The organism is Nocardia sp. NPDC127606 (assembly GCF_042671725.1).
Lineage (GTDB): Bacteria > Actinomycetota > Actinomycetes > Mycobacteriales > Mycobacteriaceae > Nocardia.
Genome location: NZ_JBHXWQ010000001.1, coordinates 1956776 through 1972550, shown reverse-complemented (window position 1 = coordinate 1972550; position 15775 = coordinate 1956776). Strand labels below are relative to the sequence as shown.

Genomic DNA, 15775 nt, shown 5'->3' with positions numbered 1-15775 from the left:
AGCGGAGGTGGGGGCCGGTCAGGCCGCGATCAGGAAACGGCCGGTGCTATCGATATCCAGGCGCATCGCGCGATGGACCGAATTCGCGCGGCGATAGGTCTTGTCCGATTCTCGCTGTGGCGCTTGCTGTTTCACGGCCGTCTCCTCCTCTCGATGCTGCTCGTCGGTTCCTCGCCCGATGCGAATCACCTGCGTGAAATCATGGTGGCATACCGTGTCCGAAATGTCGGCTGATTTATTTTCGGTCGCCGGTCGCGCACCCACAGCTGGGCCGACCCCCATACAGCGAACCCGGCCAGGGCATACAGGGCGCCGAACAGGCACGAGACCCACCATCCCCACGAGGTGTACGCCCAGGCCGTCGTGACCGCGCCGAGGGCGGAGCCCAGTGAATAGAAAGCCATATAGGCGCCGATGACGCTGCCTGCGCGGCCCGGGTGCGCGGTGGTGAGCAGATGCTGACTGCTCACGTGTACGGCTTGAACGGCGAAGTCGAGCACCACGACACCGGCGACGAGCAGCGCCGGAGTCGACCCGGTCCGTGCGATGAGCAGCCACGACGCGGCGAGCAGTACCAGCGACCACCCGGTGATCCGCTGAGCGTGACCGGCATCGGCCCACCGGCCCGCCCGGCCCGCGCCGAGGGCTCCCGCGAGCCCCACCAGCCCGAACAGTCCGATCTCGGTGGTACCGAAGTTCCAGGGTTGCGCACCGAGTGGGAGCGCGAGGCCGCTCCAGAGCGAGCCGAAGGACGCGAACACGAAGAAGGCGATCAGGCCCCGGCTCAGGAACAGTCGATCCGTGGTGACCAGATGTCCCATCGACCGCAGAATCCGGGTGTATCGATCACCGGAGGTTCTGGTGTCCGGGTCCAGGCCTCCTCGGGTGACGACGGCGAGTCCCGCGCACAGCACGGCCAGCAGGACATAGACCGCGCGCCAGCCGAGCGTGTCGCCCAGTAGTCCCGCGACGACCCGGACGCCGAGGATCCCGATCACGACACCCGAGGTGACCGCACCGATGTTGCGACCGCGTTCGCCGGGCGGGGAGACGGCGGCGACATAGGCGACTGTCACCTGCACGACGACCGCGAACAGCCCGGCGAAGGCGAGTCCGGCCATCGCGACCCCACCGTTGGGTGCCGCGGCCGTGATCGTGGCCCCGACCGAGGTGAGTGCCAGCAGCCCGCCGATGAGCCGACGTCGGTTCAGTAGATCGCCGAGCGGCACCAGCAGGATCAGCCCGGCGAAGTAGCCGATCTGCCCGGCGGCGATCAGCGTGCCCGACGATTCCGGTGACACACCCAACTCGGCGCCGGCGACGGCGAGGACCGGCTGGATCGCGTAGATCGTGGACACTGCCGCGGCGCACACCGTCGCCAGCATCCATCGCTGTGCTCCTGTGACTTCTGTCGCCACTAGACCTCCAAAAGAGTAGCAAAATGAAACCAATTCTCACGGTAGGCAATAATGGTTTCGAATTGCAACCCATCAGGAGGTGGACCATGGCATCAGCGCACGGCTTCGACCGCGAATGGACCGACGCCACCTGCCCGGTCGCCCGCACCGTCGACCTGGTGGGGGACCGGTGGAGCCTGCTCATCGTGCGAGACGCCATGAACGGGCCGGCTTCGTTCACCGAGTTCCGGCAGCGGCTAGGGATCGCGCGCAACATCCTCGCCGACCGTCTGCGCCGACTCGTCGAGGACGGCATCCTCACCACCAGCGCCACCCCGAGCGGCAAACGGCACGTCTACGAGCTGACCGGTGCCGGGCGGGACCTGTTCACCACCATCGTCGCCCTGCGGCAATGGGGCGAAAGGCATGCTTTCGCCGGCGACGAGCCCCGCTCGACTCTCGTGGATCACGACGGCCGACCCCTTGCCGCGCTGCACCCCCGCAGTCAGTCCGGAGCGTTGGTCACTGCCGAGACCACGGACGTGCGACGAGTGGACTGAGGTCTCCGCGCGACGAGTTCCGCCGCGCGGAGTCGGGTCGGTCCTCGGCCGGCCTACGTCCGATCGGCGGCGACGAGTTCGGCGCAGCGTTCGCCGACGAGCATCACCGTGATGTTCGGGTTGACCGTGGTGTGCGCGGGGAACACCGAAGCGTCGGCGACACGCAGGCCCTCGACGCCCTTGACCCGCAACTCGGGGTCGAGAGGACTCATCGGGTCGTCGACCGCACCCATGCGGACCGTACCCACCGGGTGGTAGACCGTGTTGTGGGTCCGGCGGACGTAGTCGGCCAGTTCGGCGTCGGTCTGCGCGTCCGGCCCCGGATACAGCTCGCGCGCCACCCAGTCCGACAGCGGTGCGGTCGCGGCGATCTCGCGCGCCTTGCGCAGACCGGCGATCATCACGCGCATATCGTGACCCTCGGGGTCGGTGAAGTAGCGCGGGTCCACCTTCGGCTTGTCCCGGAAGTCGCGCGAGCGCAATCGGACCGTGCCGCGTGAGCGGGCATGGGTGACGTTCGGTGTCAGACAGAAGGTGTTCTCGGCGGTCGGATACCCCTGCCGCAGTGTGTGCATGTCGAAAGGCACGCTGCCGTAGTGCATCATCAGATCCGGCCGGTCGAGTCCGTCCTCGGTCGGGGTGAAGATGCCCGCTTCCCACCACTGGGTGGAACTGTCCACCATCGGTCGCGTCGTCTCGAAACCGATCACGCCCTCCGGGTGGTCCTGCAGGTTCGCGCCGACGCCGGGCGAGTCGACGAGCACCTCGATGCCGTTCTCGCGCAGGTGAACCGTGGGCCCGATGCCCGAGAGCATGAGCAGCTTCGGCGAGTCGATGGCGCCGGCGGAGACGATCACCTCACGGTTCGCCGTGATCCGGGTGGTGCGGCCGAACGCGTTGTCGGTGATGTCGACCCCGACCGCCCGCCCGTTCTCGATCACGATCTTCTTGGCCCACGCGCCGGTACGTATGGTGAGGTTCGGCCGGTCGAGATGAGGGTGCAGATAGCTGACCGATGACGACGAGCGCATCCCATCGGTTCGCCGGTTGATCTGAAAGAAGTTGGCGCCGTTGACGACTGTGCGCCCCGCGTTGAACTCGGCGCGCGGGATACCGACCGCCTCGCAGGCGTCGAGCAAGGCCACACCGCACGGATCGTTCGGCGGCACCGTCATGATGTGCACCGGGCCGCCGCGGCCGTGGTGCTCGCCGGGGGCGTCGTTGGTCTCGATCCGCGGATACAGCCGATACACCGAGTCCGCACCCCACCCGGTGGCGCCGTGCTCGCGTTCCCAGGAATCCAGGTCCTCGCGCGGAGCCCAGAACGCGATGCAGCTGTTGTGCGAGGAGCAGCCGCCGAGCACCTTGGCGCGGGCGTGGCGCATGAACGAATTGCCGTTCTCCTGCGGCTCGATCGGGTAGTCCCAGTCGTAGCCCGATTCCAGCAGTTCCATCCAGCGGTCGAGTCGCAGGATGGCGGGGTCGTCGACATCGGAGGGTCCTGCCTCGAGCAAGCAGACCGTCACCGACGGGTCCTCCGACAACCGGGCCGCGACGGCCGCTCCCGCGGAACCGCCGCCGACGATCACGTAGTCGTATGTGGTCACCGCTGTTCCTCCCGATCGGCGAACCAGCCGGTGACGCCCGGCCGGAGATTCTCGTACACGTGCTTGGCCTCGCGATACTCGTGCAGTCCGGAGGGGCCGAGCTCGCGCCCGACGCCCGAGCGACCGAAACCACCCCACTCGGCCTGCGGCAGGTACGGCCCGAAGTCGTTGACCCACACCGTGCCGTGCCGGAGCCGGGCGGCGACCCGGCGGGCGCGTGCGGCGTCACCGGACCATACCGCGCCCGCGAGCCCGTATTCGGTGTCGTTGGCGATGGCCACGGCCTCGTCTTCGGTCGAGAAGGTCTCCACGGTCACGGTGGGCCCGAACGCCTCGTCGTGCACGCACGCCATCGCACGGGTGGCGCCGTCGATGACGGTCGGCGGGTAGAACCACCCGTTGTCGAGGTTCCCGGAGCCCTGGTCGCCGGTGGCGAACGCACCACCGGTGCGGATGACGGCGCCCTCGGCGCGGGCCTGCTCGACATAGGCGTTCACCTTGTCGCGGTGGGCGGCCGAGATCAGCGGCCCGGTTTCGGTCCCCTCGGCGAAGGGCAAGCCGAGCCGGATCTGCTCGGCGCGGCGCACCAGCTCATCGACGAAACGATCGTGTGCCGATTCCTCGATGACCAGGCGCGCGCCCGCCGAACACACCTGCCCGGAGTGCAGGAACGCCGCGTTCAGTGCGTTGTCGACGCTCGCGGCCAGCCGCTGCTCGGTGTCGCAGGCGTCGGCGAAGACGACATTCGGGTTCTTGCCGCCCAGCTCGAGCGCCACCTTCTTGACCGTGGCGGCCGCCTCGCGCGCGATGATCTTGCCGGTGGCGAGTCCGCCGGTGAACGAGACCAGGTCGACATCGGGATGTTCGGACAGCGGCGCACCCGCGGTGGCGCCCGCGCCGAGCACGAGATTGGCCACCCCGGCAGGTACGCCGAGATCGTCGAGCGCCGACATCAGCAGAATCGCGGTGTGGGGGGTCAGTTCGGCCGGTTTGAGAACGAACGTATTGCCTGCCGCCAACGCCGGGGCGACCTTCCAGGCCGCCTGCAGCAGCGGGTAGTTCCACGGCGTGATCAACCCGCAGACCCCGACCGGTTCATAGACGATGCGGGAGTCGATGTCGGGGGAGCCCGCGTCGACGACCCGGCCCGCGTCCTCGGCGGCGAGTTTGCCGAAATACCGGAAGCAGTTCGCGATGTCGGACATGTCGATGTCGGACTCGTAGGGGCGCTTGCCGGTGTCGAGGGTTTCGGCGCGCGCGAACTCGTCTCGCCGCGCGTCGATCGCGTCGGCGACGCGCAGCAGCAGGTCGCCCCGTTCGGTGGCGCCGGTGCGGCGCCACGGGCCTTCGTCGAAGGCCCGGCGGGCCGCGGTGATCGCGGCGACCGTGTCGTCGCGCCCGGCCTCGGCGACGACGCCGACGAGGGAATCGTCTGCTGGGCAACGGATTTCGCGTGTCTGCCCGGACGCTGACGGTCGCCAGGAACCGTCGATATAGAGAGTGTCGCTCATGCTGGATCCCTTCACAGTTCGCGGTCGGTGCTGTCGACGTCGCTGGATTCGGGCTCGTGGTGATCGCTCGCCGCGCGGCGCAGATGCAGGTAGCCGAGGTGGCGTTCGTACTGGTCGAGAATGTCACCGATGATCTGCTCGCGGCTGTAGCCGTTGAGCGAGTAGCCCTGCGATCCCTCGGCCAGGTAGACCTCGCAGCGGAAGTAGCGATCCCCGGACCGCTGCGCGAGCACGGCATAGGTCGGGGCCGGCGCCGAGACCGGCCAGATGCCGTACTCGAACCGGGGCTCACTGGCCTGATCGACCAGCAGACGCGGCGACGGCAGACCCTCGTTGGACTGGGAATCGTCGATGGTCGCCGTCATGCCCATGTGCTCGAACTCCGCGGCGACATCGTGCATCGCCGGGTCGACGGTGCCGGTGATGAATTTGCGGGTGGCCGCGGCCCCCGGGTAATTGATGGTCGAGAGCAACCGGCGACGCCAACTACTGAGTTCGGCCGGGCCACGCCCCGCGGCGAAAGCTTTGGGCAGCGAGGTGCGGTAGCTGTCGAGCTTGAACGACTCGCTGTGCACGGCGCGCAGCATCGCGATGCCGATCAGCGCCAACACGAACGAGAACGGCAACCCCATGATGATGGTGGCGTTCTGCAGGGTCGTGATGGACCCGCCCGCACCGGCGAACAACATCGACAGGGTGAGCACGCCGATCGCGGCCGACCAGAAGATGCGGGTGCCGGTGGCGCAGTCGGCCATCGGATCGGGCAGTTTCGAGGTGAAATTGCCCATGACCAGCGACCCCGAATCGGCGGTGGTCACATAGAAGAGCAGCCCGGTGATGGTCGCGACGCCGAGCAACAGTGTCGCGCCGGGATATTTCTCGAGCAGCGAGTAGAAGCCGAGTTCGGCTTGGGCCGCGGTCTTCTCGGCGAAGGCTCGGTCGTCCCTGGCGACCTCGAGCGCGCTGTTGCCGAAGATCGAGATCCACATCAGGGTGAAGCTGAACGGTACGACCAGCACGCCGAAGATGAACTGGCGCAGCGTGCGTCCGCGCGAGATGCGCGCGAGGAACAGGCCGACGAACGGCGCCCAGGCCACCCACCACGCCCAGAAGAACAGTGTCCAGCTGTCCAGCCAGGTCGAGGGCGCGTTCGCCGTCTCGGGATTGCGCTCCCAGGCGAAGGTGTCGAGGGTCCGGTCGGGGAAGGTCGAGAGGTAGTCGCCCGCGTTCTGAGCCAGGCCGTTGAGCAGGAAGTCGGTGTGACCGGTGACCAGGATGTAGACCAGCAACGCGATCGCCATGATGACATTGAGTTCGGACAATCGCCGGATGCCCTTGTCGACACCGGTGGTCGCCGAGATCGTGGTGATGGCGACCGACAGCGCGATCAGCCCGATCTGGGCTGCCTTGCCCTGCGGGATCCCGAACAGCTGGTGCAGGCCGTAGTTGAGCTGGACGATGCCGATGCCGAGCGAGGTGGCGATGCCGAAGATGGTGCCCAGCACCGCGGCCACGTCGATCGCGTCGCCCCACCGGCCGTGCACGCGCTTGCCGAAGATCGGATAGAGCGCGGCTCGGATCGTCAGCGGCAGGTTGTGCCGGAACGCGAAATAGGCGAGTGCGCCGCCCATCAGCGCGTACATCGCCCAGCCGGTGATGCCGTAGTGGAAGATCGTCCAGGCCACCGCGTTGCGGGCCGTTTCGTTGGTGCCGGGCTCGCCGAGCGGGGGATGCAGGTAGTTGTAGACGGGCTCGGCGACCGAGAAGAACATCAGGTCGATGCCGATACCCGCCGCGAACAGCATCGATGTCCAGGAGAACAGGCTGTATTCCGGCCGTGACTCCTCCGGCCCCAGCCGGTAGCGGCCGTACCGGCTGGCGCCGAGGAAAACGACGAGGCCGAGGATGGCCGTGGCGAGCACGAAGTACCACCAGCCGAACCAGGTGGTGGTGAAGGTCTTGACCTCGCCGACGATGGTCTCGGCGCTCGACGGCGAGGCCAGTGCCCAGATCCCGAAGGCGAGCACGGTGCCCGCCGCGATGAGGAACACCGGTTTGTTGACCGAACGACGATCGGCGACCGGATGTGCCGGGACCACCTCGTGCTCGGTCCCGGCAGGTGATCGTTGCGTGCCGTTGTCCCCGGGATTGCTGACACCGCCCATGCGAGGCAGGCTAGTTCGTGCCTACCCCGCGATCGGGGACCTTCAGTGGTTGCCGACCTCGTGTTCGAGCCTGCGCGCCACCAGATCGCGGGCCTGTTCGCGCAGCGCGGGTCGGTAGCCACTCGGATACACCGGGTCTCCCGGCGCGTAGTTCTTGAGCACTTCCTTGGCCAGAGTGATCTTGTGCACCTCGGTCGGGCCGTCGGCGATGGCCATCACCTCGGCGTAGGTGGTCATGTCGAGGAAGGGCAGGTCGGTGCTCACACCCATCGCGCCGTGCAGATGCAGTGCGCGGCGGGCGATGTCGTTCATGACGGTCGGCATGGCGATCTTGATGGCGGCGATGTCCTTGCGGACGGCGCGGTAGTCCTGCGCCTGGTCGATGCGCCACGCGGTGCGCAGGACCAGCAGGCGGAACTGCTCCATCTGGATCCAGCTGTCGGCGATGCGTTCCTGGGTCATCTGGAAGCCGCCGACGACACCTTTGCGGGCCGGGCGCGACACCGCGCGCTCGCACATCATGTCGAAGGCCTTGCGCACCAACGCGACCGTGCGCATCGCGTGGTGCACGCGTCCGCCGCCGAGCCGGGTCTGCGCGACGATGAACCCCGCGCCCTCCGCGCCGAGCAGATGATCGGCGGGCACCCGGACATCGGTGAATCGCAGATGCCCTTCGTGTTCGCTGAACCCGGGCACGGTGAAGTTGCGCACCAGCTCGAGCCCGGGCGCATCGGCGGGCACGATGAACATCGACAACCGCTGGTGCGGTTCGGCTTCGGGGTCGGTCACGACCATCACGATGTGGAAGGTGGCGAATTCGGCGGCGGAGTTGAACCACTTCTCGCCGTTGATGACCCACTCGTCACCGTCGCGCACCGCGGTGGTGCGGAACGCGGTCGGGTCCGAGCCGCCGGTGGGCTCGGTCATCGCGTAGCAGGAGCCGATCTCGCCGTCGAGCAACGGCTGCAGGTACTTCGCCTTCTGCTCCTCGGTGCCGAAGTGCGCCAGGATCTCGGCATTGCCGGAATCCGGTGCCTGACAACCGAAGACGAGCGGCGCCCACATCGAGGTCCCGAGCACTTCGTTGAGCAGCGCCAGTTTGAGCTGGCCGAAACCTGGACCGCCGAGCTCGGGTCCGAGATGGCAGGCCCACAGGCCCTGATCCTTGACCTGCTGTTGCAGCGGCCGCATCAGCGCCCGGATCTCGGGGTCGGTCCGGTCGTAGGGATTGGGGTAGAGCAGATCCAGGGGCTCGACCTCGGTGCGAACGAACTCCGCTACCCAGTCGAGCTTGCGCTGGTACTCCGGATCGGTCTCGAAATCCCAAGCCATGGTCAGCCTTTCGTGTTGTCGCCCGTGGCGCGTAGCCCGGACAGGACGGTGTCGGTGAGGATGTCGGCGATCTCGGCGGGGGAGTGGGTGCCGCGCTCGCGGTACCAGTAGCCGAGGGAATTGAGCATGCCGAGCATGCCGTTGGTGACGATGTGGTCGGCGGTGCGCAGTTGTCCGGCTGCGTGGCCCGCGTCGATCACGTCTTGCCAGTGGCACTGCAGCCGGTCGCGCAGTTGCTGGAGGACGACCGCGTGTTCGTGGGTGAGCGCGTCGGCGTCGCGCAGGTGCACGGCCACCGCGCGCCGATGCGTGACGATCAGCTCGACGTGACTGCGAATCAGCCGGCGCAGAGTCTCGACGGGGTCGGCGTCGGCCTCGATGATGCGTTCGGCATCGGCGAGCAGCAGCCGGGTGTAGTCGCGCAGGATCGCCCACAGCAGGTCTTCCTTGGATCCGATGTGGTAGTACAGCGCACCCCGCTGGACGTCGGCTTTCGCGCCGATCTCGGCCACGCCGGTGGCGTGGAATCCGCGTTCGGCGAACAGCTCGAGTGCGGCGTGGTGGATCCGCTCGCGGGTGTCAGCGCGCTCGGTGGCGCGGGGGCGGCCGCGACGGCGCACGGGCGATACCGGTTCGGTGGTCACGGCGCCTCCGTTCGGTCCGGCACGCGACTTAATGTTCCGATCAGTACATTAATTGCCCGCGCACCTACAATCAAGGGGTGACCCGCCGCGCCCATGCCTCCGACCTCGGTGGCTCGGCGTGGCGGAATGGACGGAGGCCGCAGGGCGTTCGAACCCACACGAGGTGTCACCTCTACCCACGGGTAACATGACATCGACTTTTCCCACCCGGTTTTCACCAAAGTGAGGCAGTAGATGACAGAGCGGATTCAGGTCGGCGGGCTCCAGGTGGCGAGCGTTCTTCACGATTTCATCGAGAACGAGGCGCTCCCCGGTACCGGCGTAGATTCCGCCGCGTTCTGGGCCGGTGCCGAGCAGATCATCAACGACCTCGCCCCGCGTAACCGCGCGCTGCTCGCCGAGCGTGACGAGTTCCAGGGCAAGCTCGACGCTTGGCACGGCGAGAACCCGGGCACCGGCTACGACAAGGCCGCCTACAAGCAGTTCCTGACCGAGATCGGTTACCTGCGGCCCGAGCCCGCGCCGTTCCAGATCGGTACCGGCAACGTCGACACCGAGATCGCCACTACCGCGGGCCCGCAGCTCGTGGTGCCGGTGATGAACGCGCGCTTCGCGATCAACGCCGCCAACGCGCGCTGGGGTTCGCTCTACGACGCTCTCTACGGCACCGACGCCATCCCCGAGGCCAACGGCGCGGAGAAGGGCAGCGGCTACAACCGCGTGCGCGGCGACAAGGTCATCGAGTGGGGCCGTAACTTCCTCGACGACGCCGTCACCCTGATCACCGGTTCGCACCTCGGTTCGGCGTACTACAAGATCGTCGACGGCGAGCTCGAGATCGGCCTGGAGGACGGCACCGACATCGGCCTGGCCGACCCGTCGCAGCTCGTCGGCTACCTGGGCGATCCCGAGGCCCCGACCTCGATCCTGCTCAAGCACAACGGGCTGCACATCGAGATCCAGGTCGACGCCACCTCGCCGATCGGCTCCACCGACACCGCCGGTGTCAAGGACATCGTCCTGGAGTCCGCGCTCACCACGATCATGGACTTCGAGGACTCGGTCGCCGCAGTCGACGCCGACGACAAGGTCGTCTGTTACCGCAACTGGCTCGGCCTGATGAAGGGCGACCTGGCCGAGGAAGTCTCCAAGGGCGGCAAGACCTTCACCCGCACCATGAACCCCGACCGCGTGTTCACCGCGCTCGACGGTTCCGAGCTGGTCCTGCACGGTCGTTCGCTGCTGTTCGTGCGCAACGTGGGCCACCTGATGACCTCCGACGCGATCATCGACGCCGAGGGCAACGAAGTGCCCGAGGGCATCATGGACGGCCTGATCACCTCGCTGATCGCCGTGCACTCGCTCAACGGTGACAACACTCGCCTCAACTCGCGCACCGGCTCGGTCTACATCGTGAAGCCGAAGATGCACGGCCCCGACGAGGCCGCGTTCACCAACGAGCTGTTCGGCCGGATCGAGGACGTCCTCGGCCTGACCCGCAACACCCTCAAGGTCGGCATCATGGACGAGGAGCGCCGCACCACGGTCAACCTCGCCGCGTCGATCGAGGCCGCCAAGGACCGCGTGGTGTTCATCAACACCGGCTTCCTCGACCGCACCGGCGACGAGATCCACACCTCCATGGTGGCCGGGCCGATGGTCCGCAAGGCCGAGATGAAGGCCCAGACCTGGATCACCTCCTACGAGGACTGGAACGTCGACACCGGCCTGGCCAAGGGCCTGCCCGGCAAGGCGCAGATCGGCAAGGGCATGTGGGCCATGCCCGACCTGATGGCAGGCATGCTCGAGCAGAAGATCGGCCACCCCAAGGCCGGCGCCAACACTGCCTGGGTGCCCTCGCCGACCGCTGCCACCCTGCACGCCACCCACTACCACCTGGTGGACGTGTTCAAGCAGCAGTCGCAGATCGCCAAGGGCGGCCCGCGCGCCACCGTCGACCAGATCCTCGAGATCCCGCTGGCCCAGTCCACCGACTGGACCGACGAGGAGAAGCGTCAGGAACTGGACAACAACTCCCAGGGCATCCTGGGCTACGTGGTCCGCTGGATCGATCACGGTGTCGGCTGCTCCAAGGTGCCCGACATCAACGACATCGGCCTGATGGAAGACCGTGCCACCCTGCGCATCTCGAGCCAGCTGGTCGCCAACTGGCTGCGCCACGGCATCGTCACCGAGGCCGACGTGATCGCCAGCCTCGAGCGGATGGCCCCGGTCGTCGACCGCCAGAACGCGAACGACAAGACCTACCGCCCGCTGGCCCCGAACTTCGATGACAACATCGCGTTCCAGGCCGCCAAGGAACTGGTCCTGGAAGGCACCACGCAGCCCAACGGCTACACCGAGCCGATCCTGCACCGGCGTCGTCGTGAGTTCAAGGCCGCGCAGAAGTAGTGGTGTCGAGTTCTTGAAAAGTAGCTCGTAGCAGCTCGTTTCGTGTGAGGCCCCGCGTCGGAGACATCCGAGGCGGGGCCTCTGCCGTCACCGGAGATCACCTCGGATACCGGCTCGTCAGGCTCGAAACGGTCACACACACGGAACGTGTCGACATCGTCCACAGAATTGGTCTACCAGCGGATTCAGGTCTCTCCTTCGGGACCTTGTGGTGATCCGCCTGGTCTTGTGGCAGTCCGGTGCTTCTGCAGGACCGCTTCACGGACTGCCTAATACTCGGGCGAGTGCATGTAGACGCTCGCCGTGAAGTCGCCCGCCCGTCGGCGTGTGGAGTGCGACGCGCGGGGAAGGTTTAGTGCCCAGCAATCAGACGGCTGACTGGATGATTGCCGTATCCGTGCTCTCGCTCAATCGCTATGCAGGGTTGTTTGCCGACTGGATCGGACATCCTTGGACGAGTGGTGTCTTCTTCGGCAACCGGAGTCATTGGGAGATGGCGGCGCGCTCGATCCTGACCGCAGGAGCGCCACGGCACCGGCGCCACGATGTACTCGGGCGAACCCAACAGGATCGTCATCGTGTCGCCGGAGCGGCGGCTTCGAGGTGTTGACGACAGCCGATCTCTCCGGGTAGCGGCACAGTCACGTTCCTCCGGTGACAGCGGTCGGGGGTTACCCACCTCGGCCTGGCAGCCCCGCCTCAATGTGCGGTGACACCGCAAACGGTCTGGTCACCGTCAGATTCGTCGGCGGTGTGACGATAGCCGGTTCGCCGGCAACACCCGCGTCGGTGACCTCTTCTCGCGATGTCGACCACCGAGCCACGGTTTGATTGCATCCTCGTCGTCTGCCAATGAAATGAGATGTCACGCTTGGAGCGGGGCCGGACACCGACGACTCCAGCCCGGATCCCCGGTCGATGGGGGACCACCGGGCGGGTCCGCACAAACTAGGGGAGTAACAACAGGTCGACGCTGCCTGCACGCGCGGCTAGATAGTAGGCGCCGAAGTCGATGTTCAGCGTGAACGCATTGGTGTCGTAACGGGGTGGGGAGACCACCGACGGGTGCTTGTAGGTGAATGTTTCGCCCTCGCCCCCTGATTCATGTCCATACCAGGGTCTGGTGAGGTGCTCACGACCGAACTGGTCGAACGAGTGACCAGTCGACCAGGGTTCGACATTGTTGTTGAGGTTCTGCACCACCTGGTGAACCACTACGTCGAGGTCGGACTCCGGGCCGTATACTGTCTCGGGGGACAGCCGCTCGAGCAGATGCGCGGGATCGGTCTGCCACCGGGCGAAAAGTCGATCCACATTCGAGTGCAACAAGAACACGAACGGGTCGCGAAACGAAATATGCGCGCCGCCCATGTTGACGTATTCGTGCCGGTCGTTGTGCACCGGTTCGAGCCGCAGGCGTAGCTCCCGGTAGTCGTCGGCCATGATGATCGCCCGATCCTCGCCTGCGGTGGTCGGCCTGGTTTGGGAACTTGCGACTATGCCTCCGACTGACCGAGTGACGATGCGCGGCGGGTCGAACGGATTCGGTACCAGCGGTGGCGGGACGTCACGTTCCACCGGGGCGTCAGGGTTGTCGGGGTCAGGAACTCCGGCTGCCGGGTTGTAATAGCCTGCCGACTTCCAGGGCTCGCCGATCTCTGCCACCGTCGTCCCGCCGTAACCCATGAAACCGTCATTCGGGTCGAATAGATTAAGTGTTCCGACCGATCCGCCACCGAAATTCGCACCGGAAATCCTCGTCGGATCCTGGGTCCAGTCCCAATAGTGCAGTGATAGCTGCGGATTGATCTGGCGAATCAACTCCTCCATCCGGTTGACCATCACCCGATGCCAGGGCAGGAATTCCGGGCCATCGTGGACATGCGTCGCCTGATGGATCTCGTCCTGCTTGAACCACCAGGTCACGCCGCCGGGAACGCTACGGGGGTTCCCGTCCGGGCCGAGCCGTTGGTCGTTGCGCCCACCTGGGTATGCACGATTGTTCAACTCGACGAACGCATCGCGTAGCATTCCGCGTTCCATCGGATCAACCGACGCAATATTGCGCCGGATGCCGTCTCCGAGTGTCATAACTGCACTCTTTTCAGGCTGAACGCTGGAGGTAGAGTCGCTCAATCGGGCTGTACTCGGCAGTCGATGCAAGCCTGGCGTGGACCGACAGTCTCAGCGGCAGTGCTGTTATCGCTATGGCGAGCATTTCTTTGCGTACCGTAGTGTCGGCTACAAACCATCGTGCGCCGGACCACCCGTTGCCCTCATCGTTGAGTTTGATATTGACCTGGCCGTCTTCTTGGGGTCCGGCTTGGTCGACCTTGCAAACGAACCATGGCATAATTCCTGCTCCTCGCTGACGCCGTGTCCGACAGGCCGCCGAGTGTCGTGGCGGCCCGGGGCGGTGTCCCGGATGCATCGACCTTGAACGGCGTGCTCCGATTCTCGACCGGCATTGTCGGTTCAGCACGAGTAGTCACCTACTCGTCTCTTGCGAGCGTGCCCCGATCGACACGATGATCGGGTGGCTCGACGCCGTCGAATCTCGCTTCGATCGAACCACCCCTCGTGCTATGCGCCAGAATTGATGGGTAAGCGATACTTGCCGATCCTCCGGTTTACTGTGGCTTCGGCGCTCGGGCAAAGATCGTCGCTGCGACCAGCCCCGAAGATGGTGGCGAGACGCAGCTCGCCCAATGGGCCGACCAGCCCTTGCTCGCCCGCCGAGATCGTCGCCACACGAATGGCTTTCGATATCCCCGTCGCCACCGACGATCTGGACCCGGACTACTACGAACGCGGTATCGCGTGCCCGTCCCGTGCCCGTGCCCGTGCTCGCGAGATCAGCGATGACCTCGACGAGCTCTACGCCCGGCTCGACACCATCGCCGATCCGCTGCTCGACCTCAGTCGCGAGTCCATGCGTACACAAGGACTCACCCCGACTAGTCCCAAGGCAAGGCAGGAGCGCGATCAAGCCTTTCCAGACAACGCGCCGGGACCAGCGCCGACCGATGCAGGTCGACACCGGCCCCGAGGTGCTAACCGAGTTCGGCCCGCAGATCGCGGGCCGCTGCCGTGCCCAGCAGCCGCCACACGTGATTGCGCTGCCAGCCACTGTCTACGACCACGACCACGACCACGACCACGACCACGACCACGACCACGACCACGACCACGACCCAGGCCGCGCCCGGCGCGTTCGTATGGTCTGGGCGCGCCGAATGGCGTACCAAGGGCCCGGCGCCGTGACCTGCGGCGTGTCGAGTATCCGGCTGATCGCCAGGTACCGTTGGGCGGTGAACCCAGCTGATGTGCGACTCCTGAAAGACGGCGATCTCGAGACCCGCGAGGACAATCTGCGGCTCCTGCTCGTGCGGGCTGAGGACGGCGACACATCCGCCAAGGAGACATTGCGCGCACTCGTGCGTGACTATCCCGACTACCACCGGTCGCTCTACAGCAGGGCATTGAACCGGGCGGAGGTCTTCGGTGACGACACCCTGCGCGAGCCGCTGCTCGCGTCGCTTGCCGACACCCGCTACAACTGCCAGGCATGGGCCGCGATGGGCTGCGCGGCTCTCGGCATCCGTGAGGCGGTCCCCGGCTTGGTCGCGATGCTGGACCACCCACAGGACATCGCCCGAGACCAGGCGGTGATCGCCCTCGGCGCCCTCGGCGACGAATCGGTCGTCCCGGTCCTCGCGCCCCTGCTGCAGGACTCGATCAGCGGAATGCGCGAACGCACCGCCGAAGCCCTCGGCATGATCGGCGGCGACGCGGCCTTGGCAGCGCTCTGGGACGAATTCGAGAACCGCCGCTATTACCGCATCGGCTACATCGCCAGCGCGTTGTCGGAGTTCGCCCCCGCCGTCATCCCGCGACTGATCGAAGCGGCCGCCGGCGACGATCCCGACAAGCGGTACTGGGCGGCCGTCGCCCTCGGTTCGACCGGCGACGACCGCGCCGTGCCGACGCTGGAACGACTGATGGCCGACGATCGCGGCTCCACCGTCTTCGACGGCATGGTGAGCGTCGCCGCGAAGAAGGGCTTGCGCACGCTACGCCGAATCCAAGCCGCGATCGCCGCCCGCGAATCCTGAGCGCCCAGCTCGAGCAGAGTTGTCGGTGCCGG

General features: G+C 66.5%; 11 protein-coding genes. 3 read left to right on the top strand and 8 right to left on the bottom strand.

Annotation, left to right across the window (positions count from 1 at the left end):
* Nucleotides 1-185: 185 nt before the first annotated feature.
* A complete protein-coding gene (locus tag ACFVJ5_RS09225) occupies nucleotides 186-1385 on the bottom strand; it encodes an MFS transporter (RefSeq protein WP_379219356.1) in 1200 nt (399 codons plus the stop codon).
* A gap of 119 nt (nucleotides 1386-1504) precedes the next feature.
* Here ACFVJ5_RS09225 and ACFVJ5_RS09220 point away from each other — a divergent pair, with 119 nt between their 5' ends.
* Entirely contained in the window at nucleotides 1505-1957 is a 453-nt protein-coding gene (locus ACFVJ5_RS09220; RefSeq protein ID WP_379219355.1) for a winged helix-turn-helix transcriptional regulator, read from the top strand.
* 53 nt (nucleotides 1958-2010) lie between these two features.
* Here ACFVJ5_RS09220 and ACFVJ5_RS09215 read toward each other — a convergent pair whose 3' ends face one another.
* From ACFVJ5_RS09215 to ACFVJ5_RS09195, 5 genes are read right to left on the bottom strand one after another with little or no spacing between them, the layout of a single operon-like run.
* A complete protein-coding gene (locus tag ACFVJ5_RS09215; RefSeq protein ID WP_379219354.1) occupies nucleotides 2011-3564 on the bottom strand; it encodes a GMC family oxidoreductase in 1554 nt (517 codons plus the stop codon).
* Nucleotides 3561-5075: an aldehyde dehydrogenase family protein gene (locus tag ACFVJ5_RS09210; RefSeq protein WP_379219353.1), complete on the bottom strand. Its 1515-nt coding sequence runs from the start codon at nucleotides 5073-5075 to the stop codon at nucleotides 3561-3563. The genes ACFVJ5_RS09215 and ACFVJ5_RS09210 overlap by 4 nt, the downstream gene beginning before the upstream one ends.
* An 11-nt stretch (nucleotides 5076-5086) precedes the next feature.
* On the bottom strand, nucleotides 5087-7240 hold the full coding sequence (gene betT, locus ACFVJ5_RS09205; protein ID WP_379219352.1) for a choline BCCT transporter BetT: 2154 nt from the start codon (nucleotides 7238-7240) through the stop codon (nucleotides 5087-5089).
* Between the two features lie 42 nt (nucleotides 7241-7282).
* Nucleotides 7283-8572, bottom strand: a complete 1290-nt coding sequence (locus ACFVJ5_RS09200; RefSeq protein ID WP_379219351.1) for an acyl-CoA dehydrogenase family protein — start codon at nucleotides 8570-8572, stop codon at nucleotides 7283-7285.
* A 2-nt stretch (nucleotides 8573-8574) separates the two neighbouring features.
* Complete coding sequence (locus ACFVJ5_RS09195; protein WP_379219350.1) at nucleotides 8575-9216, bottom strand: TetR/AcrR family transcriptional regulator; 642 nt, start codon at nucleotides 9214-9216, stop codon at nucleotides 8575-8577.
* Nucleotides 9217-9450: 234 nt separating this feature from the next.
* Between ACFVJ5_RS09195 and ACFVJ5_RS09190 the strand changes: the two genes are divergently transcribed.
* Nucleotides 9451-11628: a malate synthase G gene (locus tag ACFVJ5_RS09190; protein WP_379219349.1), complete on the top strand. Its 2178-nt coding sequence runs from the start codon at nucleotides 9451-9453 to the stop codon at nucleotides 11626-11628.
* A gap of 948 nt (nucleotides 11629-12576) precedes the next feature.
* Here ACFVJ5_RS09190 and ACFVJ5_RS09185 read toward each other — a convergent pair.
* Both ACFVJ5_RS09185 and ACFVJ5_RS09180 read right to left on the bottom strand, forming a co-directional pair.
* Nucleotides 12577-13719: a tyrosinase family protein gene (locus ACFVJ5_RS09185; RefSeq protein ID WP_379219348.1), complete on the bottom strand. Its 1143-nt coding sequence runs from the start codon at nucleotides 13717-13719 to the stop codon at nucleotides 12577-12579.
* A 962-nt stretch (nucleotides 13720-14681) separates the two neighbouring features.
* Nucleotides 14682-14876 carry a hypothetical protein gene (locus tag ACFVJ5_RS09180; protein WP_379219347.1) on the bottom strand — a complete coding sequence of 65 codons (195 nt, stop codon included), beginning with the start codon at nucleotides 14874-14876 and terminating at the stop codon, nucleotides 14682-14684.
* Between the two features lie 63 nt (nucleotides 14877-14939).
* Here ACFVJ5_RS09180 and ACFVJ5_RS09175 point away from each other — a divergent pair, with 63 nt between their 5' ends.
* Nucleotides 14940-15743, top strand: a complete 804-nt coding sequence (locus ACFVJ5_RS09175) for a HEAT repeat domain-containing protein (protein ID WP_379219346.1) — start codon at nucleotides 14940-14942, stop codon at nucleotides 15741-15743.
* The last annotated feature ends 32 nt before the right edge of the window (nucleotides 15744-15775 follow it).